Annotated in this window: 23 protein-coding genes; 12 read left to right on the forward strand and 11 right to left on the reverse strand. The window is 42.4% G+C overall.

All coding sequences use genetic code 11. The annotated features are described in order from the left end of the window. Position 1: 1 nt before the first annotated feature. The 5 genes from FTV38_RS02315 to FTV38_RS02335 all read right to left on the reverse strand — a co-directional run bounded on the left by FTV38_RS02315 (position 2) and on the right by FTV38_RS02335 (position 5,476). Positions 2-805 (reverse strand): NYN domain-containing protein, encoded by an 804-nt coding sequence (locus FTV38_RS02315; RefSeq protein WP_180021114.1) that lies wholly within the window; start codon positions 803-805, stop codon positions 2-4. Positions 806-895: 90 nt separating this feature from the next. After that, the gene (gene topA, locus FTV38_RS02320) at positions 896-3,538 is read right to left on the reverse strand and encodes a type I DNA topoisomerase (protein WP_180021116.1); all 2,643 of its coding nucleotides are present in this window, start codon (positions 3,536-3,538) and stop codon (positions 896-898) included. A 38-nt stretch (positions 3,539-3,576) separates the two neighbouring features. Next, on the reverse strand, positions 3,577-4,026 hold the full coding sequence (locus FTV38_RS02325; protein WP_180005286.1) for an ammonium transporter: 450 nt from the start codon (positions 4,024-4,026) through the stop codon (positions 3,577-3,579). A gap of 70 nt (positions 4,027-4,096) precedes the next feature. After that, positions 4,097-5,098 (reverse strand): hypothetical protein, encoded by a 1,002-nt coding sequence (locus FTV38_RS02330; RefSeq protein ID WP_180021118.1) that lies wholly within the window; start codon positions 5,096-5,098, stop codon positions 4,097-4,099. Between the two features lie 132 nt (positions 5,099-5,230). Further along, the gene (locus FTV38_RS02335; RefSeq protein ID WP_078189840.1) at positions 5,231-5,476 is read right to left on the reverse strand and encodes a SlyX family protein; all 246 of its coding nucleotides are present in this window, start codon (positions 5,474-5,476) and stop codon (positions 5,231-5,233) included. Positions 5,477-5,510: 34 nt separating this feature from the next. On the opposite strand from FTV38_RS02335, the gene FTV38_RS02340 reads away from it, so the two are divergent. The 4 genes from FTV38_RS02340 (at position 5,511) to FTV38_RS02355 (ending at position 10,530) form a co-directional block, all read left to right on the forward strand. Continuing rightward, positions 5,511-7,415 carry an ATP-binding cassette domain-containing protein gene (locus FTV38_RS02340; RefSeq protein ID WP_180021120.1) on the forward strand — a complete coding sequence of 635 codons (1,905 nt, stop codon included), beginning with the start codon at positions 5,511-5,513 and terminating at the stop codon, positions 7,413-7,415. 185 nt (positions 7,416-7,600) lie between these two features. Continuing rightward, complete coding sequence (locus FTV38_RS02345) at positions 7,601-8,362, forward strand: 3-oxoacyl-ACP reductase (protein ID WP_180021122.1); 762 nt, start codon at positions 7,601-7,603, stop codon at positions 8,360-8,362. Positions 8,363-8,449: 87 nt separating this feature from the next. Further along, entirely contained in the window at positions 8,450-9,385 is a 936-nt protein-coding gene (locus FTV38_RS02350) for a lauroyl acyltransferase (RefSeq protein WP_180021123.1), read from the forward strand. Positions 9,386-9,417: 32 nt separating this feature from the next. Beyond that, complete coding sequence (locus tag FTV38_RS02355; protein WP_180021125.1) at positions 9,418-10,530, forward strand: glycosyltransferase family 4 protein; 1,113 nt, start codon at positions 9,418-9,420, stop codon at positions 10,528-10,530. A 177-nt stretch (positions 10,531-10,707) separates the two neighbouring features. On the opposite strand, the gene FTV38_RS02360 is transcribed toward FTV38_RS02355, so the two are convergent. Both FTV38_RS02360 and FTV38_RS02365 read right to left on the reverse strand, forming a co-directional pair. Next, positions 10,708-11,013 (reverse strand): hypothetical protein, encoded by a 306-nt coding sequence (locus FTV38_RS02360; RefSeq protein WP_257223129.1) that lies wholly within the window; start codon positions 11,011-11,013, stop codon positions 10,708-10,710. Between the two features lie 371 nt (positions 11,014-11,384). Then, positions 11,385-12,512: an endonuclease/exonuclease/phosphatase family protein gene (locus FTV38_RS02365; protein ID WP_180021127.1), complete on the reverse strand. Its 1,128-nt coding sequence runs from the start codon at positions 12,510-12,512 to the stop codon at positions 11,385-11,387. Positions 12,513-12,695: 183 nt separating this feature from the next. Between FTV38_RS02365 and asd the strand changes: the two genes are divergently transcribed. From asd to truA, 5 genes are all read left to right on the forward strand, one after another. After that, a complete protein-coding gene (asd, locus tag FTV38_RS02370; RefSeq protein WP_180005293.1) occupies positions 12,696-13,814 on the forward strand; it encodes an aspartate-semialdehyde dehydrogenase in 1,119 nt (372 codons plus the stop codon). 143 nt (positions 13,815-13,957) lie between these two features. After that, positions 13,958-15,382 (forward strand): hypothetical protein, encoded by a 1,425-nt coding sequence (locus tag FTV38_RS02375; RefSeq protein WP_180021129.1) that lies wholly within the window; start codon positions 13,958-13,960, stop codon positions 15,380-15,382. A 75-nt stretch (positions 15,383-15,457) separates the two neighbouring features. Continuing rightward, positions 15,458-16,768, forward strand: coding sequence for a fimbrial protein FimV (locus tag FTV38_RS02380; RefSeq protein WP_180021131.1), 1,311 nt, complete (start codon positions 15,458-15,460; stop codon positions 16,766-16,768). A 49-nt stretch (positions 16,769-16,817) separates the two neighbouring features. Next, positions 16,818-17,780, forward strand: coding sequence for an asparaginase domain-containing protein (locus FTV38_RS02385; protein ID WP_180021191.1), 963 nt, complete (start codon positions 16,818-16,820; stop codon positions 17,778-17,780). Between the two features lie 16 nt (positions 17,781-17,796). Continuing rightward, complete coding sequence (truA, locus tag FTV38_RS02390; protein ID WP_078189716.1) at positions 17,797-18,594, forward strand: tRNA pseudouridine(38-40) synthase TruA; 798 nt, start codon at positions 17,797-17,799, stop codon at positions 18,592-18,594. Positions 18,595-18,723: 129 nt separating this feature from the next. Here the strand turns inward: truA and FTV38_RS02395 are convergent, their stop codons facing one another. After that, positions 18,724-19,731: an AraC family transcriptional regulator gene (locus FTV38_RS02395; protein WP_078189717.1), complete on the reverse strand. Its 1,008-nt coding sequence runs from the start codon at positions 19,729-19,731 to the stop codon at positions 18,724-18,726. Positions 19,732-19,962: 231 nt separating this feature from the next. On the opposite strand from FTV38_RS02395, the gene infA reads away from it, so the two are divergent. The 3 genes from infA (at position 19,963) to FTV38_RS02410 (ending at position 21,273) form a co-directional block, all read left to right on the forward strand. Then, complete coding sequence (gene infA, locus FTV38_RS02400; RefSeq protein WP_001284370.1) at positions 19,963-20,184, forward strand: translation initiation factor IF-1; 222 nt, start codon at positions 19,963-19,965, stop codon at positions 20,182-20,184. A 153-nt stretch (positions 20,185-20,337) separates the two neighbouring features. Next, positions 20,338-20,712 (forward strand): hypothetical protein, encoded by a 375-nt coding sequence (locus tag FTV38_RS02405; RefSeq protein WP_111884085.1) that lies wholly within the window; start codon positions 20,338-20,340, stop codon positions 20,710-20,712. A gap of 114 nt (positions 20,713-20,826) precedes the next feature. After that, a complete protein-coding gene (locus tag FTV38_RS02410; protein ID WP_306669471.1) occupies positions 20,827-21,273 on the forward strand; it encodes a hypothetical protein in 447 nt (148 codons plus the stop codon). Positions 21,274-21,347: 74 nt separating this feature from the next. On the opposite strand, the gene leuB is transcribed toward FTV38_RS02410, so the two are convergent. The 3 genes from leuB to leuD form a co-directional block, all read right to left on the reverse strand. Then, positions 21,348-22,427: a 3-isopropylmalate dehydrogenase gene (gene leuB, locus FTV38_RS02415; RefSeq protein ID WP_078192754.1), complete on the reverse strand. Its 1,080-nt coding sequence runs from the start codon at positions 22,425-22,427 to the stop codon at positions 21,348-21,350. Between the two features lie 41 nt (positions 22,428-22,468). Further along, on the reverse strand, positions 22,469-23,032 hold the full coding sequence (locus FTV38_RS02420) for a hypothetical protein (RefSeq protein WP_168377913.1): 564 nt from the start codon (positions 23,030-23,032) through the stop codon (positions 22,469-22,471). A gap of 109 nt (positions 23,033-23,141) precedes the next feature. Beyond that, positions 23,142-23,792, reverse strand: coding sequence for a 3-isopropylmalate dehydratase small subunit (gene leuD, locus FTV38_RS02425; protein ID WP_078189721.1), 651 nt, complete (start codon positions 23,790-23,792; stop codon positions 23,142-23,144). Positions 23,793-23,800: the final 8 nt, after the last annotated feature.

Below are 23,800 nucleotides of genomic sequence, written 5' to 3' on the forward strand. Positions count from 1 at the left end.
TTTAAATCGTACTCTGCTTTTTTATCTTTCTTAAATACATTTGACTCATTTCTATTTTTGTTTCAAATAAATTTAGCGTTTTAATTAGTCCAGATAATTTTGCTCGACCGTAGTTTCTAGAATCAAAGTCAGGTTTGACTGCGCTGATATATTGCCCAACCATACTTAAATTGGCCCATCCATTTTCATCCGCATTATCTTTCACAGCTTTATAAATCAAATTTAAAGTGGGTTTATCAATGATTTCAGTGATTGTATTCTCTTTAATCTGCACAGATGGCTTTGGTTCACTTACTTTTGTATTTTCAATGACTTCTTTAATTGGTGAATTAATAAGATCTTCTTCAGTATTTTTTAGCTCATTATCTTGCAGTAAGTTTTCAACATAAATAAATTTATCACATGCTTTTTTAAATGCCTCTGGCGTCGACTTTTTTCCAAAACCGTAAACACTTAGCCCATTTTCACGAATTCTAGATGCTAAAGGGGTAAAATCACTGTCGCTTGAAACAATACAAAAGCCATCCAATGCACCTGCGTACAGCAAATCCATCGCATCAATGATCAAAATCATATCCGTTGCATCTTTGCCCTTTGTGTAAGCAAACTGCTGAACAGGTGTGATTGCATGAGGAAGTAAGACTTCACGCCAATTTTTTAAGGTTTCGCTGCTCCAATCTCCATAAACTCGTTTAACACTTGCGATTCCATATTTTGCAACTTCTTCCAACACAGATGGAATAGCATTGATTGATGAGTTATCCGCATCTATGAGTACAGCAAACTTTTTTGTTTGAATTTCCACTATTCCCCCAATCATTTTTATCATTTAAATTTTGATTAATTCTGACATAAAAAATGCCGACCGAAGTCAGCACTTTATTGGTTTTAAAGCTTAAGCCTCAACCCACTTACCGTCTTGGTACACCAAAGACCATTTGGTTTGTTTGCCTTCAGCATTTTCAGAACCAATATATTGCGCTTGGTTTTTACGGCTGAATTTTACTAATGTTGGGTTTCCTTCAGGATCGACATCTGGTGCTTGTAAGATAAACTGATATTTCGCATCCAATTGATCTGCGACAGAACGTAGTTCCGCGACTTTAGGCGCACGAGTTTCACGTACTTTCGGGAACTTACTTGCAGCTAAGAATAAACCTGCTGCGCCATCACGAAGGACAAAGAAGTCATCATGTTTGGTTGAACGTAAGTGTTCCATTTTAATTGGATCTACACGTGGAGGTGCAGGCTGACCGCTCTTCAACACTTTACGTGTATTGTCACAGCTATTACATGCAAAGTATGGACCGAAACGGCCTGTCTTCAATTGCATTTCGCCATCACACTTGTCGCAAGGAATAGTTGGGCCATCATAACCTTTGATTTTGAACTCACCTTCTTCAAGCTCAAAACCAGCGCAGTCTGGGTTATTACCACAGATATGTAACTTACGGCCGCCATCAATCACATAGCTATCCATGGCTGTTTCACAGATTGGACAACGTTTTTTCGACATTAAATCTGCTGTTTCTGCCGAGTCATCGTCAGACAGTGCAGCCAATGATTCTACAGGTGTTAGGTTCAAAGTCCCCTTACAACGCTCTTTTGGAGGTAAGTTATAACCGGAACAACCCAAGAACACGCCTGTAGTCCCTGTACGAATCTGCATCGGACGATCACATTCTTTACAGTGCACAGCATCCACTTCTACAGGTAAATTACGGCGCATGCCATTTTCACCCTGAGCTGTGGTTAAACGTGTTTTAAAATCACCGTAGAAGCTATTGAGTAACTCTTTCCAGTTACGATCACCATCGGCGACTTTATCTAGCTGACCTTCAAGATCTGCCGTAAATGCATAGTTCATCAAGTTATTGAAGTTTTCATCGAGACGGTCTGTCACGATTTCACCCATTTTCTCGGCGAACAAACGACGGTTATCGAGCTTCACATAACCACGGTCTTGAATGGTTGAGATAATCGCAGCATACGTCGATGGACGACCAATACCTTTTTTCTCAAGCTCTTTGACCAATGATGCTTCAGTGAAGCGCGCAGGTGGTTTAGTAAAGTGTTGAGATGGGTCTAATTTTTCAAGTTTCAGTAATTCACCGACTTTTACAGCAGGAAGCAGTACATCATCATCCGATTTGTTTTGGCCACGCACTTTAGTGAAACCATCAAAGACCAATGTACGACCTTTGGCTTTGAGTTCGACGCCATTGGCATTGACTAAAATCGTTGATGATAAATATTCTGCAGGGGTCATTTGACATGCAACGAACTGACGCCAGATCAAGTCATAAAGACGCTGTGCATCACGCTCTACACCCACCAAACTATCGCCTTTTAGCGCGACATTTGATGGACGAATCGCTTCATGGGCTTCTTGCGCACCAGCTTTATTGCCGTAGCGATTTGGTTTAGCCGGTAAATATTTTTGACCAAACTCAGTTTCAATATGACCACGAACCATATTTACAGCGTCATCACTCAAGAATGTTGAGTCTGTACGCATGTAGGTAATAAAGCCGGCTTCATATAACCGCTGTGCCAACATCATGGTTTTCTTCACAGAAAAACCTAAACGTGTACTTGCTGCTTGTTGCAATGTAGACGTGATGTAAGGCGCGCTTGGATTAACCTTGGTTGGTTTGTCTTCACGTGCTGAAACTGTGTAGTCGGCATCTTTAATCAGGTTCAGTAAAGCATCCGTTTCAGCTTTATTGTGCAGTTTTAAAGTCTTGCCATTTTGCTTCACCGCTTCTAAGCGGATATCGTCTTTCTTCGACTTGGTATCTGCAAAAACTTGCCAAAATTCTTCTGGAACGAAGGCACGAATTTCACGTTCACGCTCAACCACAAGTTTAACAGCCACAGATTGCACACGACCTGCCGATAAACCACGGGCGATTTTTTCCCATAAGAGTGGCGAGATCATAAAGCCCACAATACGGTCGAGGAAACGACGGGCTTGCTGAGCATTGACTTTATCTGTATCCAGGCGAGAAGGATGTTTAAACGCTTCTTGGATGGCATTTTTGGTAATTTCGTTGAACACCACACGTTGATAACGTGAGTCGTCACCGCCAATTACTTCTTTTAAATGCCAAGCAATTGCTTCTCCTTCCCTATCCATATCCGTTGCGAGATAGACCTCGTCAACTTGCGATGCAAGCTTTTTCAGTTCCGCAACAACATGTTCTTTACCCGGTAGGACTTCGTACTGTGCCTTCCAGTCATTTTCAGGGTCTACCCCCATACGATTAACCAAAGCTTTTTGTGCTTTTTTGGCTTTTTCAGCTTCAGTTAATTTCGCACGAGTTACTGGCTTTTTCTCTGCTGTTTTCGCAGAGCCACCTGTAGGTAAATCACGGACATGACCCACCGATGATTTTACGATGTAATCAGAGCCCAAATATTTATTGATTGTTTTCGCTTTTGCAGGCGATTCCACAATCACTAACGCACGCTTTTTCCCAGCATCGGCAGATTTTGCTGTGGTACTTTTAGATGTGGACCGAGGAGCGTTCGCCATAGTTAACCATCATTCCTGTTTAATAGGTTTTTTAAAATTTAAAGTTCAGCCAATGAATGTAAAAATGCTTTCATATCTTCAAGCTGTGTGGCTCTTAAGTCAGATTCTTCGTTCCAATAGAGTCCTACACAGTTTGCCTGCATATCAATAGCATAAATGCCCTTTAATGTAATGGCTAAATCCTTGAACTTGTCATCACCATGTACCAGTTCAAGTTTGTCATCGACCACTAAAGCACGCATTAAAGGCAAACGCGCATCTGGAATCAGCACACTGTAATACGCCACCATACTGGCACGTTTTTCAGAAGCCATTGGAATCTTGGTCCAAGCAGGTGCAGCCACTAAACGTGGGTGCAGCCCCATCTTACGCGCCTTCTCGCGCATAATGCCTAAGGCTTTTTCTCTAGGATTTACTCGAAGTCCAAAAATCGACCCAAGTACAAAGACCACAATAAAAACAGTAACCCAGATTCCAGTATTTTCCATAGCACAACCTTTATATTCCTTTATTAGAGTTGCATAAGCGCAATATAAAACGCAAGTTCACTCGATAAAATTAATTCAGGAACATCTCGTGGCTATACAGCACTTCGTGACCATTCCAATAGATATATCCTTTTTCGATCAACTCTTTAAGTAATAGTCGAACATCAGATTGTGGGAACATTTGCTCTAATAAATCACGTAAGGCGTAGATATCTTTTGGTTTATCTGACTTTAATTCATGCAATTTTCGGATCACTTCCATTTGCACAGGATCAATCTTATTGAAATTTTTAAATAAGCCTTGCTGTGCAGCCTGAATCATCGACGCCGTATCATCAGTATTTGATGTTTGATCTTCGAGTGAAGCAGTAAATGCATTCAGGTCTGTTTTGATGGGCAATGCTGTTTCAGCAGTCGCATTTAAATCTAGCTGTACCCATTGTTTGAGTACTTTTTTTCGAATCGAAATTTGCTCATCAAAGCGTTTGACGATTTTTAGATTGATCAACATACCGACCAAATGCTGAGCTTTTTCGCTAGAGACTTGCAAAATATTCATCAATGAGTTTTTCAGTTTATCCAAACTGTTGGGTTTGCCACTGAGTTTTTCCAGACCATCACAATAGTGTTTAATCAGTAATAAATCAGGTTTATTCCGAATGGTTTCTAGGTCAGGAATTTTATACTTCACTTTATGTGAAACTTCTTGTTCTGACTGAATTTGAATGAGATGTGCACTGAGTCCAGAGCCATCCAATTGTTCCATCAGTAATTCAATATCAGGCATTGCTGAAATGACTTCAATATGCGCATCTGGATCCATCAAGGCCATCAGTTGCCCCACAATCACCGCATATTCAAATTCTTTTTGCGGTGTTTCTGGAATATCCAAAACCACCAATTGACCACTCGCGATCCACCCTGCAATTTCAGTCAAATCTTCAAGTGCATATTCAAATTTTCCGCTGCAGCTAAACACATACAAAGTACTGTAATGTTCAATGATATTGCGCAATAGATTTGCTGTGGGCGGGTTATTTTCCAAATCTAGCAGGACAACTTTTTGACTCATGAGATGAAATAATGGGTTTCGATCAGCAGATGCGGTGCATTAGACCTGTCACGCTGCAAAAGGTCAAATAAATTTACACCAATCCACAGCTTTGGCGCTGATTCGTCATCTGCCTGTCATTCAATAGTGACATTAATAATGCGGTGGGCGGTTGGTCATTGGGTCAAATGCCGCAATACCTTCAGATAAATCTGCCGATTCAATACGACGATACAACATCTGCATTTGTTTCTTTAAATCAGCGATTTCGGCGTTTTGACGCGCAACTTGATCATTCAATTGATCAACTAAATCATCTAAAAATGCAATTCGGACTTGCAAATCTTCAATGGGTGCGGAAAATGACGCCTGTTCATCAAGATTTTGTTGTGTAGTCAATTTACACTCCTCATATAAGATTTCAGGAAACATTATGGCCTATATTACCTTAAGGGACGTCCAGCTTGCGTTTGGCGGACCTTCCCTACTCGACGGCGCGAACTTCAGTTTAGAACGTGGCGAGCGAGTATGTCTAATCGGTCGTAATGGTGAAGGTAAGTCTACTTTACTTAAACTGATTGAGGGAACTTTATTGCCAGATGGCGGTGAAGTTTCATTGCAAAATGGCATTACGATTTCAATGCTTGCGCAAGATGTACCCATGGATTCGGGCAAAGTCGCTGATATTGTAGCCGATGGTGCTGGTGAAGCTGCAACTGTTCTACGTGCTTATCATGAAGCCAGCGAAGCCTGCGTACTCGGCGATATGGATGCCTGTGAGCGCATGGGTAACTTACAACATCAGATGGATCAAATGGATGGCTGGTCACTTGAAACCAAAGTGAATGCTATCCTCAGTAAAATGGGCCTAGACCCAGAAGCTGACCTTGCAGATTTGTCTGGTGGTCGTAAGCGTCGTGTTTTATTGGCACGTGCTCTCTTGACGCAGCCCGATGTCTTACTACTCGACGAACCAACCAACCATTTGGACGTTGAAAGTATTGAATGGCTCGAAAAATTCCTGCTTGATCAAAACAACTTAACCCTGCTGTTTATTTCACATGACCGTTCATTTGTCGACAGCATCGCAACCCGTATTGTAGAACTTGACCGCGGCATTTTGCGTAGCTATGAAGGTAACTATTCACGTTACCTCGAACTCAAAGCTCAGCAAATGGAAGCGGAAGAAAAGCAAAATGCGCTATTCGATAAAAAACTCGCTGAAGAAGAAGTTTGGATTCGTCAGGGCATTAAAGCGCGTCGTACCCGTAACGAAGGTCGTGTTCGTGCCTTAAAAGCATTGCGTGAAGAGTCTAAAGCGCGCCGTTCACAACAAGGTAAAGTGAGCATGGCAACGCAAGATGCGCAGCGCTCAGGTAAAGTGGTCTTTGAAATTGAAAACTTAGCTGTGCAATTTGGCAACAGCGCGCCAATCATCAAAGATTTCTCGGCACTGGTATTACGTGGTGACCGTATCGGCTTAGTCGGTGACAACGGTGTGGGTAAAACCACCCTTATCAAAGCTATTTTGGGTGAGCAAGAACATACTGGTACAGTGAAAACAGGTACACAGCTTGAAGTTGCTTACTTTGATCAGCTTCGAAATGCACTTGATCTTGAAAAATCAGTGAAAGATAACGTTTCTGAAGGCTCAGACCATGTCGATGTCAATGGTAGCCGTCGTCACATCTACAGTTATTTACAAGACTTTTTATTCTCTCCAGAACGCGCACGTACACCAGTTAAAGCACTTTCTGGGGGTGAGCGTAACCGTATTCTGTTGGCTAAACTGCTACTGAAACCATCGAACCTTATCGTGATGGACGAACCGACCAACGACTTGGATATGGTAACTCTTGAACTGTTGGAAGAAATGCTCAGCGCTTACAAAGGCACACTGTTACTGATTTCGCATGACCGTGCCTTTATGGACAACGTGGTGACTTCGACTTGGGTATTTGATGGTAAAGGTCAAATCGATGAATACATCGGAGGTTACCAAGACTATTTGGAACAGCGTCCTGACCAAACTGTCGTGGATCAAAAAAGCGACGTGAAAAAAGCCATGGCTAAAGCCGAAGCAGCGGCTGCCGCTGCCGTGCCTAAAAAAGTCAAGCTCAGCTATAAAGACCAACGTGCCCTAGAACAACTGCCGACTGAAATTGAAGCATTGGAACAAGAGCAAGCTGAATTGTCTGAAAAATTAGCTGACGGTTCTTGGTTCATGACTGACGCCGAAGCTGCGACCAAAGCATCACAGCGTCTAGCTGAAATTGATGACGAAATGCTGGAAAAAATGGAACGTTTAGATGAGCTAGAAACGCTCGCTAAAGGCTAAATCTACAAATATTCCACACAGAAAAAGCCGTATTTCGATACGGCTTTTTTATGTCATATGACTCGACTGGATGGCTAACCTAAATGACGCTGTTTCAAATTGGAGCATACAGCGTCTGTAAAGACGATTCCGCAAATGTGAAATGCTTGCTATGGTGACGTTCAATATAAGATTGAGTCACGAGCATGCAAATTTCAGATCAAATTGTCTTGGTTACAGGAGGCGCACGTGGCCTCGGTTTGGCAATTAGCCAAACTTTAATAGCTGAAGGCGCACGCGTGGTCGTGAACTATCTATCCAGTCAAACTTTGGCAGAACAGTTGGCGACCGCATTTCCTCAGCAAGTGTTTGCCTATCAAGCAGATGTCACAGATAAAGCTCAAGTAGAACAGCTTTTTGCCGCAGCAGAAGCACATTTTGGTACCACGATCACCTCTGTCGTAAATAATGCCCTCATCCATTTTCAATTTAATGGCGATGCCCGTCCTAAAATGGAAGAACTGACTGCACAGCACTTACAGCAACAGTTTGATGGCGCAGTCGTCGCTGCACTCAACACCACGCAAGCGGCGCTTCCCAATATGAAAGCACAGGGTTTTGGTCGCATTGTCAATATTGGTACCAACCTAGTACAAAACCCCGTCGTGCCTTACCACGACTACACTGCAGCAAAAGCGGCACTTTTGGCCTTCACTCGCACAGCGGCGCATGAACTGGGTGAGTTTGGGATTAACGTCAATATGCTTTCTGGTGGCTTATTACAAAGCACCGATGCCAGTAAAGCGACACCCGATGCCGTGTTTGATTTAATCGCGGCATCGACACCTTTACGCACAGTGACCACGCCTGAAGAATTTGCTGCGGCCATCATGATGTTCTTGTCCCCTTACTCACGTGCGGTCACCGGGCAGAATTTGATTGTCGATGGCGGTTTAGTCAAAGGTTAAGTCTGATGCAGCATGAGGTTGAACTTTCTCTTTCAATTCAGCTTCATGCTAAACTGAACCCTATTTTTTAATCTTTGATTTAGCCCTATGAGTCAAAAGCCAACATATCAACCCGGAAAATTCCAATGGTCTTTCTTACTTCCGCAGTATTGGGGAATATGGATAGGGATTGTATTTCTTATGATTTTGGCGATTCTTCCGTGGGCAGTTCAGTATCGACTTGGGCAATTCCTCGGCTCTGTCGCATTTAACAATCTCAAATCACGTCGTAAAACCACGATTCGCAATTTGGAAGTTTGCTTTCCTGAATGGACGGCAGAACAAGTTGAGGCCAATGCACGACAGGTTTTTATCGACCAAATGATTGGCATTTTTGAAACTTTAAATGCATGGTACAGTCCGCAGTGGTTCAAAAATCGGGTGCAAATTGAAGGCTTAGAACATATTCAAAATGCACAAGCTGAAGGCAAAGGTATTTTACTCCTCGGCACACATTCTACCCTGCTCGATGCTGGTGGCTATTTATGCGCACAGTTCTTTGAGCCGGATGTGGTTTATCGTCCGCAAAATAATCCGCTGTTGGATATGTTGATTGTGCGTTGCCGTGCCACCATCTATGCCAACCAAATCGACCATGATGATATGCGTGGCTTAATTCGCAATCTGAAAAATGCCCATGCCATTTGGTACAGTCCCGATCAGGACTTTGGTTTAAAACAAGGGGTCATGGCACCATTTTTTGGTACTCCCGCAGCCACTGTTACTGCGCATCGTCGCTTATTAAAAATTGCTAAAGCCGTGGCGATCCCATTGTATTTTTATCGAGATGGCGACATCAGCAACCCTCAATATCATGTGCTGATTGAACCTGCTTTGAATAATTTTCCGAGTGAAGATGAAGTTTCGGATGCTATTCGAACCAATAAAATTATTGAAAATCAGCTACGAATCGCACCGATGCAATACATGTGGTTCCATCGCCGCTTTAAAACCCGCCCTCAAGGCTATGACAAAATCTATTGAGTTCAACTCAGCACATAAAAAAGAGAAATGCTATGAAAGTAATGCAGCTTTTACCTGAATTGAACAGTGGTGGTGTCGAGCGAGGAACCTTAGAAATAGCTCGTGCTTTAGTGACCGCCGGTCATGAGTCCTTAGTGGTTTCAAATGGTGGTCGCATGGTAACTCAATTGGAAGCTGAAGGTTCAACTCACCTCACGCTCGCAATCCATAAAAAAGCCTTATCAAGCTTATGGCAAATTCGTCCTCTACGTAAACTGATTGAGCAACATCAACCAGACATCGTGCATGTGCGCTCACGTGTCCCTGCGTGGCTCACGCATTTTGCCCTCAAAGGGATTCCTGCAAACAAGCGACCTCACCTGATTTCAACTGTACATGGTTTTTATTCGATTAATCGCTATAGTCAAATCATGACGCAGGCTGAAAAAGTCATTGCGGTCTCGGATAGTGTTGTCAAATACATCACGGACAACTACAAAAACTGTCCTACCAAGGACATTGTGCGTATTTATCGTGGCATTGACCCCGCTGCTTTTCCACATGGTTATCAACCCTCAGCACAGTGGCTCAATCAAACCCTAAAAGATTTCCCTGAACTAGAAAATAAGCGTCTGATTTGCTTACCAGGCCGTATCACCCGTTTGAAAGGTCATGAAACCCTGATCCATTTAATGGAACAGCTACAAACACAGTATCCCGACGTACATGCGGTGGTGGTCGGTGGTGCAGATCCGAAAAAAGCGGCTTATTTACAAGAAATGCAAGACAGTATTGCGGCTAAAGGGCTGAGTGATCGGATTACTTTTGTCGGTCATCGTTCAGATATCCGTGAATGGTTAGCTTTTAGCGATTTGGTTTTGTCTTTGTCGAGCCAAGCGGAAACCTTTGGACGGACAGTACTTGAAGCACTGTCTATAGGTACACCTGTGATTGGTTGGAACCGTGGTGGCGTAGCTGAAATTTTATCGAATGTCTATTCGCAAGGTTTAGTCACTGTCGATGATGAAACACAATTACTCGACACTTTAAAGTTGCATTTAGACCAACCACAACACGTGCAGCCTATCAGTATGTTTAGTTTAAAAGAGATGTGTGACCAGACTTTGGAGTTGTATACGCAGGTGGTCTCTCAGCATTCAGCTTGATTGACTACACTCCATAGATCTTTGCTGTGCAGGATAACGCTCTGGAAATATTTTTAATTCAGCAACTAGATCTGCATCTAGAAAGGATATTGTGAAATGCACAATATCCTTTTTTATTATGAATGACTCAATGGTGATTCAACCCTACTATTTAGCCCTTCAATTTCGCGCTTCCACTTAGCCCTTCCACACACGGTATCGAGCCATTAACCAGAGGATTAGCGGCAGTAACAAGACATTCAAAATATGTTGCAAACTTTGCCCTATACGCCAATAACCTCTATCTAAAATATCATGCCGTGCATTAAACAATTCCAACCCCACTGCGACGACCACAACGGTCCAAATCGCATAATGTGATTTCAATTGGCGGTGATGGCAAAAGGCCACAAAAAAGAACAGGATTAAGCCAAGGTAAATGGAAAGTGCATCCGTAGATAAGTGTGTAATCTGCAATATTTTCTGGTACCATTCGGACAGCATAGAACGCCTCATACCTATATTTTTATTGGAAATTCATCGCTTTTTTCTTGGCACACTGTATAAAGAAATTGATCAAAAGAAAAGCAAAAAATTCTATATCACAAAAGCAAAACCCGAGTTCTGCATCCTGCAAAACTCGGGTCTATGAGGTTGTGCTTTCACAAGTATTCTTTTTATTTTTTATTGGCTTTCCTTTCCTGCATCCGTTCCGTGATGCTTCCATCGGCTTCGTCTTCCTTAGTGGGATGTTCCGTTCCCAGTTCCATGTGCCGATGAACAAAGAATAAGTCAATACACTTGACCTGACCATTCGTCAGAAGCCGAAAGCTGTGTAAGCTATTTCTTACACTTTTCTCTTAAATCAAACAAAATCAAGGTGCCTTCGTACCATCCTTATAATCACGGGCGATTTCATCAGTCACAATCTTCTCCTCTTTCTCAGCTTTTTCTATACCCTCCTGAATTGCCTCTTGCGCTTCTTGTTCATCTTCATCTGTTTGCTCTAATTCTTCTTGGATTTGCTCAAATACCCTGCCTGTTTGCAGCACCACATAGACTGGAAAATGGTCTGAACCGATATTGGGCAAGCGTTCCATGTGTACCAATGCAAAATCTGTACTATGAAAAATATGGTCGAGCGACCAACGCAGCAGTGGATAATTGGCATGAAAGGTATTCACGAAATGCCGCCCAACTCGTGGGTCTAAAAGCCCACTGATCCGTTGAAAGAGTCGTGTGGTCCGTGACCATGCCACATCATTCAGGTCCCCCATAACGATGCAACTTTCATCTAAATCTTTGATCTGATCACCCACAATCAGCAATTCTGCATCGCGTAAGGTTGAATCTTTTGCTTCCGTTGGACTTGGCGGTTTGGGATGTAAACAATACAGTTGTACCTGATTTCCTGACGCTAAGGTGACTTGGGTATGAATCGAAGGAATTTCATCACTGAGAATAAATTTAACTTCAGTTTCAGTGAGTTCTAACTTGCTATACAAATGCATGCCATACAAATTATCCAAAGGCACTGGAACGCGGTAAGGATAATCAGCCTCAATCACTGCCAATTCATTTTGCCAAGTTTGATCGGTTTCTAGCGTGAGCACCAAGTCCGGTTGATGCTTCTGTATTTGTGACAATAACAAATGATATTGGGTATTTGGCGTGAGTACATTGGAGACAATGATTGAAATCTGTTTTTGTGTATCTAACTGGTCTGATCGGACTTGTTTGACTTGTTTTTTCCACAGAAAGGTATACGGCAAAACCATTTTCAATTGATATGCCAAGGCGGCAATCAACCCAATTAAAATGATTTCACGCGCCAAGTCCCATTCGGCATTCCATAAAATTAAGCCCATGAAGGCAAATATACCCAAAGCCAAGATTTGCAGGCGCGGAAAATCTGCACCACGAAACCACCATTCATCTCGTGGGATCAGTGACCAAAATGTCAACCAAATGACGAAGCTTGCCAGTATTTCAATCCAAATCATCACGCCTCCCTTATATTCTTTATTTTTTATTGATTCATAAATTTATATCAGTTTTGCATGTAACATAAACAAGATATATTGCACAATATTATTGGTGTTTTCATTATGTAGCGCTTGCAGTTATGCGCCCTTTTGGTACACTCGAACCCCCTTTTATTTTTTAACGCACCGAGGCAAAGTGACATGAAAGTAGGTCTGGTCGGTTGGCGCGGGATGGTTGGTTCCGTCCTTATGCAACGTATGGTTGAAGAAAACGATTTCGCTCATTTCGAACCGTTTTATTTCTCTACCAGTAATGCAGGTGGTGAAGCCCCTGCGTTTGGTGGTAAGACTGCCCCAGCACTTATGGATGCAACGGACATTGATAGTCTGAAGCAAATGGATGTCATTATCACCTGCCAAGGTGGCGATTATACGACTGAAGTTTTCCCTAAGCTGAAAGCTGAAAACTGGAATGGTTACTGGATCGATGCTGCATCGACTTTACGTATGGATGATGAAGCGATCATCGTACTTGACCCAGTAAACATGAACGTCATCAAAGACGGCTTAGTAAAAGGCACAAAAACATTCGTGGGCGGTAACTGTACCGTTTCATTGATGTTAATGGGTTTAGGCGGTCTATTCCAAAATAATTTAGTGGAATGGGCAACGTCTATGACGTATCAAGCGGCTTCTGGTGCAGGCGCGCAAAACATGCGTGAACTGATTTCAGGTATGGGCTACTTGTACAACAATACTAAAGATTTGCTGGATGACCCACGTTCACCAATTTTAGATATCGATTCTAAAATTGCACAATTACAACGTGGCGAAGGTTTCCCATCTGCAAACTTCGGTGTGCCTCTAGCAGGTTCGCTCATTCCTTATATCGACAAACAGCTTGAAAGCGGTCAGTCGAAAGAAGAATGGAAAGGTCAAGTTGAAACCAACAAGATCTTAGGCAACCAGCAAATCGTTCCAATCGATGGACACTGTGTACGTATTGGTGCGATGCGTTGTCACTCACAAGCATTGACTTTAAAACTTCGTAAAGATGTTCCACTAGATGAAATCGAAGATATCATCGCTAGTGCCAACGATTGGTCTAAAGTGGTTCCGAATACGCGTGAAGCTTCAATGACTGATCTGACTCCTGTTGCTGTAACTGGCACCTTGTCTGTTCCAGTTGGTCGTCTACGTAAGCTCAATATGGGTAAAGAATACCTAGGTGCATTCACTGTGGGTGACCAATTGCTTTGGGGTGCTGCTGAACCTTTACGTCGTATGCTAAGAATTCTCATTGATTATAAAAATGCTTAAGCATTTTTAAGTCTCTGAATAAGAAGCCGATCACAATTGATCGGCTTTTTTATGTAACTGTCGTGTAAATATTTTACAATTCTTCGACAACTCGCTAATCTATAATTTTCGCCATGCGACATATATTCGAGCTAAAGATTAAGATGACCGTATATAACAAATTAAAGATCGCCATTTTAGCCGTTATTGCATCTCAAAACATTCAAGCGATCAGCATTGATCCTGTACAAGTCCAGTCAGCACCCGGGGAATTGCTGTACGCTGAGATTCATTTTCGCCACTCAAATACATCTGTGCCGCTCAATGCAAGTTTAGCCACGGCAGAGGATTTATTGAGTATGGGTACAGGGCATCAACCACCGGGGCATTTAAACTTCTTCACGCGTCGTGATGGTGCGGGCAATGGGGTAATTACCATTACCTCTTCGCGTCCAGTGACCGAGGCTGAGCTTAATTTTATTGTCAATATTAAAGAAGGTAATGCTTCACGCCTGCAACAAATTCGTACCCCATTAAAACGCAATCCAGCGCCGTCGAATGCGACTCAAACCCGTGCCAATGAGCGTGCTTTAGCACCTGTTGTGATCGTAAATGAAAAAGAAATTGCCTTAAATTTACCTGTTAGCACCCTTTACACCGCAAAAGCACCTGTAGCTGCAGAACAACCCTTATTACTCAGCACCAAAACACCGCCGAAGTTAGCACAATTAGCAACGTCAACGCCTGTTGCGATTGAACCTGTCACGCATGTGCAAAATTATAGCGTTGCACCTGCGGAGCAAAATAGCGCAAGTACATCATCTGGTTCTGAAACATCAATTTCGCAAGTTACAAAAACCAATTCGACCGGTTCTGTCAGTTCAGAAATGCAAGCTGCAACAGCATCAACTGCAAGATCTCAAGACCCATTGGCACAAAAATTTGCTGCGGAACAGGCAGCACAGAAACGTGAAAATCCAACAACGACAGCTCAAACAACATCTACACCAAAACCAACAAGTACTGCAGCTGCATCGACAGCAACACCAGCGGCAAAATATGTGGTTCGCTCGAATGAAAGCCTTTGGGGGATTGCCTCACGTATTGCGACAGAACAAAACCGCCCTGTTTCTGAAGTCATGCAACAGATTAAAAACAGTAACGAACATGCATTCATTCAAGGCGACGTCAACCGTCTGCGCCGTGGTGCTGCCTTAAATCTGCATGGTATGCAGCAAGCAAAACAGCCTGTCAAAGTCTCTGCGGCAGAACTTGCCAAAGTGCCTTCGAAGCAGTCAGGCAAAACCAAATACCGCTTGAATCAAGCTGAAATGAGTCTGGTTGCAGAGAAAGCGCAAGATTCGGCACAATCTTCTGCCAACAGTGCAGCAGAAAAGAATAAAACTTCGAAAGAGTTGTCATTAAAAGTTATGACATCTCGTGAAAAAACCGTTAAATTACAGAGAAACGTAACTCAATTAGAATTGGCGCTAAATCAAAAGGATCACAGAATTCAATTATTAAATGCTCGTCTTGCCCAATTGCAACAACAGTTGAAAGCACAACAAGCAGATAAAAGAAGCCAATAAACTAAAACGTTACCAATCAAGATTTTATAGAGATGAGTGCAACTGTATATCGCTCTATCTCCAAGGGGTTAAAACATGCTGATTTATGTGATTCCATTAGTGATCTTAGTGATCGTATTGGTTTTTTTAAACAAACGCCAAAAAGGTCAAGAATCAGATAAAGCCAAACTAACATCCACTAAAACCAAGAAAACGGGTGTTTCGGCCAAAGCGACTCCGAAGAAAACTCAAGTGGTTGAAAGCAGTGTCATTGAAAAAAAATCAATGACGCCATTAACGACCGAAGCTCGTGGCAAAATTGAAAAATTAATTGCAGAACGTAATTTCTTTTCTGCTGAAGCGCAAATCAATCAATCATTAAAACGTGATAACTCTCAACATGAGTTGTATCTCTATCTATTAGATATTCATGTGTTACAAAAAGACGAATTTGCCATCAGCCAATTGCTAAGCCATATTCGTTCACTTGAACTCGATGAAATTTTAGAACAAGCTGAAGCAAAAAAAGTAGAATTTGAAAATTCTCAAAATGTGAAAGATGATGCCATTAACTTTGTATCACCGATCACTGAAGAGGCTCCATCAAAAGCTCAAAATACCTCTGATTTTGATGCTTTAATGCAAAGTTCAACTTCTGCACCTGTTGAGCCAAAAGCAGCTGAAATTAAACCTCTAGATTTTAATTTCACCACTGAAACGCCTGCAAAAGCAGACATTTCAGCCCCTGTTGAAAGTGCGCCTGCTGAAAAAATACAGCCGCTTGAATTTGATACGCTTTCAATTTCACCAGAGCCTGTACTTGAAGCAGCACCGAAAACCGAAGAGATTGCTCAGCCATCTCCTGCTGTTGAAGAAATCAAACCAATTGATTTTGCAATGGACTTTGCCCCAAGTACAGAAGCTGCTGTCGAAACCAAAACAGAAACTGTAGAAGAAAAAATCGAGCCTTTAGATTTTTCATTTACAACAGAAACACCGGTTGTAGAAGAAAACAAAGTTGAAGCTCCAGCCTTAAACTTTGACTTAGGTGCTTTTGAAACAGCAAAAACAGAAGAAGCCGTTGTCGCTCCTGCAACAGCGTTTAACCTAGAGTCTACGCCTGAAGAGAAACCTGCCGCACCTTCTTCAAGTGGTGTGAGTTTTGACATTAGCGGTTTAGGCACACCTTCAACCCCATCTGCTACAGACCAAAACGATCCATTGGTTCAATCTTTCCCCGAACTGGTTGAAGTCAATGAAATTGAATTGAATCTTGAGTTGGCAGCGCAATACATCAAACTGGGTGCTTATGACGCTGCACGTGAAATTTTGACTGAAAAAGAAGCTGAGTTTTCTTCAGCTCAACGTCAACAAGCAGATCAGTTACTGAATCAAATCGCATCTTAAGCAAAAGCGATTTAAACTAAAGCAGTCTTTCAAGGCTGCTTTTTTTATGATGAAAAAAATTGCTCTTATTTATATGGGTGGTACCTTCGGTTGTATCGGTGAACCGTTAAGCCCCATGCCAGCGAATGTGTTTTTACCTAAATTACAGCATGTGCTGCCACTACACCTAAACATTGAATGTTTTGTTGCACCTGTCATTCGTGACAGTAGTGCTTGTACTGCGCCCGACTGGCTGGCGCTGATTCAACAAATTCAAAGCTTACAATTACAACAATTTCAGCATTTCGTAATTATTCATGGCACAGACACGCTTAGCTATGCCAGCGCAGTACTTGCACACTTTATGGCACAGTCTGCTCATATCGTGCTAACAGGCAGCCAATATCCGCTGTTTAATGTGGCTGGTGACAACACCCGTGAATTTACCGATGCCATCGACAATTTAAATTTTGCATTGGAATCGGTACACCAATCGAGTGTTGGGGTTTATTTGGCCTTTCATCATCAACTGATGCATGCTCAATCCGCACTAAAAGTACATACAACCGATCTGAAAGCCTTTGATGGGCTGCCAGCCACACAGCCACTTTCAATGCTGACATCGCCGTATATTGTTCAGGCCAATGATTTAGACAAAGCAGCTCATTTCAATTGCCTGAATTGGATGTGGCAACCGATAGCAACTGATCTACACAATCAAAATTTAGTGGCTCTGCTTTCACACACGCCAGATGTTTTAATTCTGCAAGGTTTTGGCACAGGCAACATTGCCGTTGATGCTGAATTACTCAATGTATTAAAGGCTATACAACAAAAAAATTGCAAAATTATTTTAAGTACACAGGTTGTTCATGGCGGTATAGATCAGCGCTATGCTGTCAGTGACTGGGTCAAAGACAGTGGAATATTACTGAGCAATTGTTTGGGTCATGCAGATCTTTATGCCAAATGTTTGAAAATGTATTTACAATACGGCAGTGCCGCAGACTGGACTGCGCATTGGAACGATTAAGTCATTTGAGGTAACTATGCAACGTTTTGCGATTGGGATTGAGTTTTGTGGCATGCAATACAAGGGCTGGCAAACTCAGCAACCGGGCGTACCAAGCGTGCAAGAAACCATTGAAACCGTCCTCAGTAAAGTGGCCAATGAGCCAATCATGTTGCACGGTGCTGGCCGAACAGATGCCGGCGTCCATGCAACCAATATGGTGGCACATTTCGATACTCAGGCGATTCGTCCCATTCGTGGATGGTTAATGGGCAGTAATAGCCAATTACCTCGTGATATCTCCATCCAATGGATTAAGGAAATGGATCAGGACTTCCATGCCCGCTTTAAGGCGCAAGCGCGTCGATATCGCTATGTGGTCTATAACAATCCACAGCGCCCAGCTTTACTGCACAAACAAGTGACTCATGTTTATGCCAAGCTAGATGTGCTGAAAATGCAACGTGCCGCGGCCAAATTTGAAGGCACTCATAATTTCGAAAGCTTCCGTGCCGCAGCCTGTCAGTCCAATCAGCCCGTTCGTCATGTCAGTCATTGTCGCTTGATCCAACACGGATGTTACTTGGTCCTAGATATTCAGGCCGATGGTTTTTTACATCACATGGTGCGTAACATCATGGGCTGTTTATTGGAAATTGGGCAAGGTATGTATGACGTTGACCATATTGACGACATTTTTGCGGCTGAAGACCGAAAAGCAGCTGGTGTCACCGCACCGCCCGATGGGCTGTATTTTATCCATGCAGACTATCCAGCACAGTTTGAACTTCCTCAAGTTCCGCTGGGACCTCATTGGTTAAATATGCCTGAATAAAAAATTCCTCCCAACCTCCCTTTCACAGAGGGATGAGTGTCATTTTCGCCATTGCTAGGTTCTAAAAATGAAAGTACCCCTTTCAAAGGGGGGATTCTGTTTAGGGAAGGATTTTATCGAAGATCAACCTTAACGCTGCTTCCGCTTACGGTATTCCACAGGCGTTTCATTGGTCCAGCGTTTAAATGCGCGATAGAACGTACTTGGCTCAGAAAAACCCGTTAAGTAAACAATGCGCTCCACACTTTCATTGGTATTGGCCAATAATTTTTTAGCCAAACGACAGCGATAGTCTGACAAAATTTGCTGAAAACTGGTATTGGCTTCTGACAACTGAGTCCGTAAACGACGTGGGGTAATGTTGAGCTGTGCAGCGACCGTTTCGAGTGTGGTTTCACCACTTTCAAGCGTTGAACCAATAGCACGGCGAACTTCACCAACCAAATCATAACGCGCCAACTCCTGAAGTTTTTCAATCGCTAACTGCTCATGCAATTGTAATAACTCAGGTTCTGCCTGCCACAATTGATACTCTAAAATAGCCGGATCAAAATATAATCGGGTTTCTTTCTGCCCTAAACTCACAGGGCATTCATAGACACGGAAATACTCATCATCTGGCGCGCCCTGACTAAAGTTAAAGTCGATATAAATTGGCTGAAAACGCCCTTCAGTAATAAACTTAAAAAAACGCAAAACACCCGACATCGCGCATTCAGAAAAATGACGATTCACGATATTTTCTGCCCAAGGCTGATGACCATTGGTCAAATAGCAGCGGTCATCTTCAATCACCAATTGCGCATGAAAGGCATCGCTAATGAGGCGTTGATACGCCAAAGCCCGCTTTAAACCTTCACCAAAATTCTCAGATGATATAAATAAGTGTTCAATCACCTGCCCTCGATATAAAGGCAAATGCTCTCCCAGATGCAAACCAATGTCAGGATCCTTACTGACTTCTTCTGCAGCCACCCAGAATGCAAATTGCGCATTCAATGGGGTACGGTCATTGGTTTCAACCTGATTTAATGCCACACCCGCTTTTGTTAAAATTTCTTCTGTTGGCAATCCGGCACGACGAATCGCTTGATACCCTAAACGCAACACAACAGATGCATCAGTTAGCTGACCCACTCCAGAACCTTCCTTGTATGTACTTCATTTATACCTAAAAAGATTGATTTTAGATTAACTGCGATTGACCAAACTGACAACAGTTACTGCACATTTTTTGTTGAAAATATTTAACTAAATTGTTCGCTTATTTTACTGACAGTCGATCAGTTCAAAGCCTTTTACGGCTTGTATTCTGAAAAAAAATTGACTATAATTTGCGCCTTGCTAATTTATTCATTCAGGTAGGCTATGGCCAATAAAGAGGAACTCATCGAGTTCGAAGGCGTTGTCACCGAGACGCTTCCTAATACTATGTTCCGTGTACGTTTAGAAAACGGTCATGAAGTGATTGCTCACATCTCTGGCAAAATGCGTAAACACTATATCCGTATTTTGACTGGCGACAGTGTTAAAGTAGAAATGACACCTTATGATTTGACTAAGGGTCGTATCACTTACCGTGCGCGCTAAGTTTTAGCGAAGCGAAAAAGCCACTTTATAAGTGGCTTTTTTTGTATTTATTTCAATACAATGATAAAAATTGACTGCAAATTTGCTTTCCTTTACAGTCTAAAAACATAAAAATTCGATTATAAAATTCAAAATATAAGGACATAAAATCATATGAAACATCTAGGATTAGTCGGTGCTATCTTTTGTGTGGCTTGCGCCACGACAGGCCAAAAACAACTCAATCAATCCCTACAACACTATATTGGACAGCCAGCTGATCAAGTTCGTAAAGAGCTCAACTTGAGTCAATTGGGCTATAAAGTGATGGGAGCACCCGTACAAAGCAACGAAAAACTTAGCTATACCATTTTACGCTCGATGCCAATCCCGATTGGTACACCAAATATCGGCACCAGTATAGCCATGGGCGCCCCTATCCCAACGCCATCTAAAGGTGGTGTCACTGTCGATATGGAATGTAAAATCGAGTTCAAATTACGCAATCAAATAGTTGAATCCATTGACTATGTCGGTAAAGCTTGTTGATCCTGTATTTGAATACTAGAGGCTAATCCTGCTCGGATGACCGTGTATCAAATGACTACAGTGTTATACAGACCAATCTGACTAAACTGAATTTATTTCGTGAGGAGCTGATCCATGAAATTTATTTTGGAACATCAGGTTTACGAAGATCAGCATTTTATTCGCCCAATATTGAGCATGGGATGCGTTCTAAGCATTGTATGGTTGGCTGGTTGTACCACGACATCAACGATATCCTCCGTTGAACGTGAACGCTATTTAGCCTCATTTATTGGTCAATCGAGCCAAACGATTCAAGCAGAACTTAATCTCAGCAAACTCGGCTATCAAAGAACCTCTCCCGTAGAGGTCAGTTCAGACTACCTTCGTTATCGTGTTACACGCCCGATCAGTATTCCTTTACAGATGGCGGAAAATCCTGCGATGCGCATGGGCAGCGGCGCTGCTGTGCCGATTCCCAGTGGAAATACACGCTATGAGGTTGAGTTAAACTGCCTTATTCAATTTCGCTTAAAGCATAATATTGCAACTGATGTCCGATTAACTGGTCGCACCTGTTAGCGCATCAATTCTAAGATTGATAATTTCTAGGCACAAAAAAACGCAGCATAAACGCTGCGTTTTTTGATTCGCCATTAGTTCAATGCAGAAACTACAGCTTGACCCATTTCAACAGTACCGACTTGAGTACTGCCTTCTGACATGATGTCACCTGTACGTAAGCCTTGATCTAAGACATTACCTACAGCATCTTCAATTGCTTTTGCCGCCGCTTCTTCACGGAAGGTATAACGTAGCATCATAGCAACAGACAGAATTGTTGCTAATGGGTTCGCAATGTTTTGACCTGCGATGTCTGGTGCTGAACCGTGGCAAGGTTCATACATACCTTTACCATTTTCATCTAAAGAAGCCGATGGCAGCATGCCGATAGAACCGGTTAACATCGCCGCTTCATCAGACAAGATATCGCCGAACAAGTTACCTGTCACGATTACATCAAACTGTTTTGGCGCACGGACCAATTGCATGGCAGCATTGTCAACGTACATATGAGACAAGTTAATTTCAGGATACTGCTCTTCTTTTAACGCAGTTACGGTTTGTTTCCAAAGCTCAGTCACTTCTAGCACGTTGGCTTTATCCACTGAACACACTTTACCACCACGTAAGTTCGCCATTTCAAAAGCAACTTTGGCAATACGCTTGATTTCAGATTCTGCATATACGTCAGTATTGAAACCTTGTTTTTCACCGTTTTCGAGTTCACGAATACCACGTGGTTGACCGAAATAGATCCCGCCAGTTAACTCACGTACGATCAAGATATCCAAACCTGCTACGATTTCAGGTTTTAAGCTCGACGCATCTGCAAGCTGCGGATAAAGAATTGCTGGACGTAAATTGGCAAATAAATTTAATTCTGAACGAATTTTTAATAGGCCACGTTCTGGACGAATTGAACGCTCAATGGTATCCCACTTAGGACCACCCACTGCACCCAATAAAATCGCATCAGCAGTCTTCGCTTGTGCTGCTGTTACTTCTGGATAAGGTGAACCGTGCGCGTCGATCGCTGCACCACCTAAAAGACCTTGTTCCCAAGTCAAACCTAAGTTGAATTTTTCGTTTACACGTGTCAGCACTTGTTCAGCCGCTTTCACGATTTCAGGACCAATACCATCACCTGGTAAAATCAAAATATGTTTTGACATGAGTCTTTCCATTTATACGCTGGCTTGATTACCAGTCGGATTTAAAGTTTCTTTTCTACAAACTCACCAAGTCCTGTGAGGACATTGTAGGGTCGGCAGAAACGTCGAATCGTTTTTGCACCTTGCTTTAAGTCTACACAGAGCGGATCAGGCGCAGATTTATCTAGTAAACTGCCTGTGTTTTTTGAACGCTCACGGTACATTTTAAAGGTGTACTCGTGTTTGGACCTAAAGTTGTGAATGACATGCAAGCGCTCTGCTTTTTCCTGAGAAATTGGATAATAGCGAATCACGACTTCATGCTGACCTGAAGGTACAGACAAATACAAAGGATTAGGCTCAGACAATGAACGACCATTCAACCGTACAATGCCTGCTTTAATCGCAGCACGTTGTACATGTTGATTATTTGGATCAACCACCTGTATTTGATCAAAACGCTCAAATTCACAATGCGCTGTACCTGCACAGTAAATCAGAGCATTATTTTTTGTACTTTCAGTTTCTTTCACATTTTTAATGCGTGCCGTGTCAAAGCTTTGACAGGCAGAGAGCGTTGCGAACAGCGCTCCCGTTACAACCAGCTGACCGAAGAACTTTTTCATTTTTCGAACCCAACCTGATAAATTCTGGCTAACGTATAAATTTTGTTTCGCCTGATATTAGCAAGACTTAAGCCGACTGACTACTAAGAAGTTCTACAGTGACACTGACTTAAGCTTTAATTTCTGCAAATACCCAAGGGCGAGATGCTTTGGTTTTTTCTTCATAAGCGCGAATATCATCGGCTGCTTGTAAGGTTAAACCGATATCATCCAAGCCATTCAATAGGCAGTGTTTACGGAATGGATCGACTTCAAATGTAAATGCTTCACCACTCGGTGTACGTACTTCTTGCGCAGCCAAATCAATGGTTAATTGATAGCCTTCAGATGCAGCACATTCTTTAAATAACTGATCTACGATCTCTTCAGACAAGATCACTGGCAACATGCCATTTTTAAAGCTGTTATTAAAGAAAATATCCGCATAGCTTGGTGCAATGACAGTACGGAAACCATATTCTTCTAATGCCCAAGGCGCATGCTCACGGCTCGAACCACAACCAAAGTTTGCACGAGAGATCAAAATCGACGCACCTTGATAACGCGGTTTGTTCAATTCGAAATCGGGGTTAATCGGACGTTTTGAAATGTCCTGACCTAAATAGCCTTCATCCAAATAGCGCAACTCATCAAATAAGTTGGCTCCGAAGCCTGTACGCTTAATAGATTTCAAAAACTGTTTTGGAATAATTAAATCTGTATCAACATTGGCACGGTCTAATGGTGCAACGATACCTTGTTCAACGGTATATTTTTTCATGCGATTTG

It is taken from the genome of Acinetobacter sp. YH16044 (assembly GCF_013417145.1).
GTDB lineage: Bacteria > Pseudomonadota > Gammaproteobacteria > Pseudomonadales > Moraxellaceae > Acinetobacter > Acinetobacter amyesii.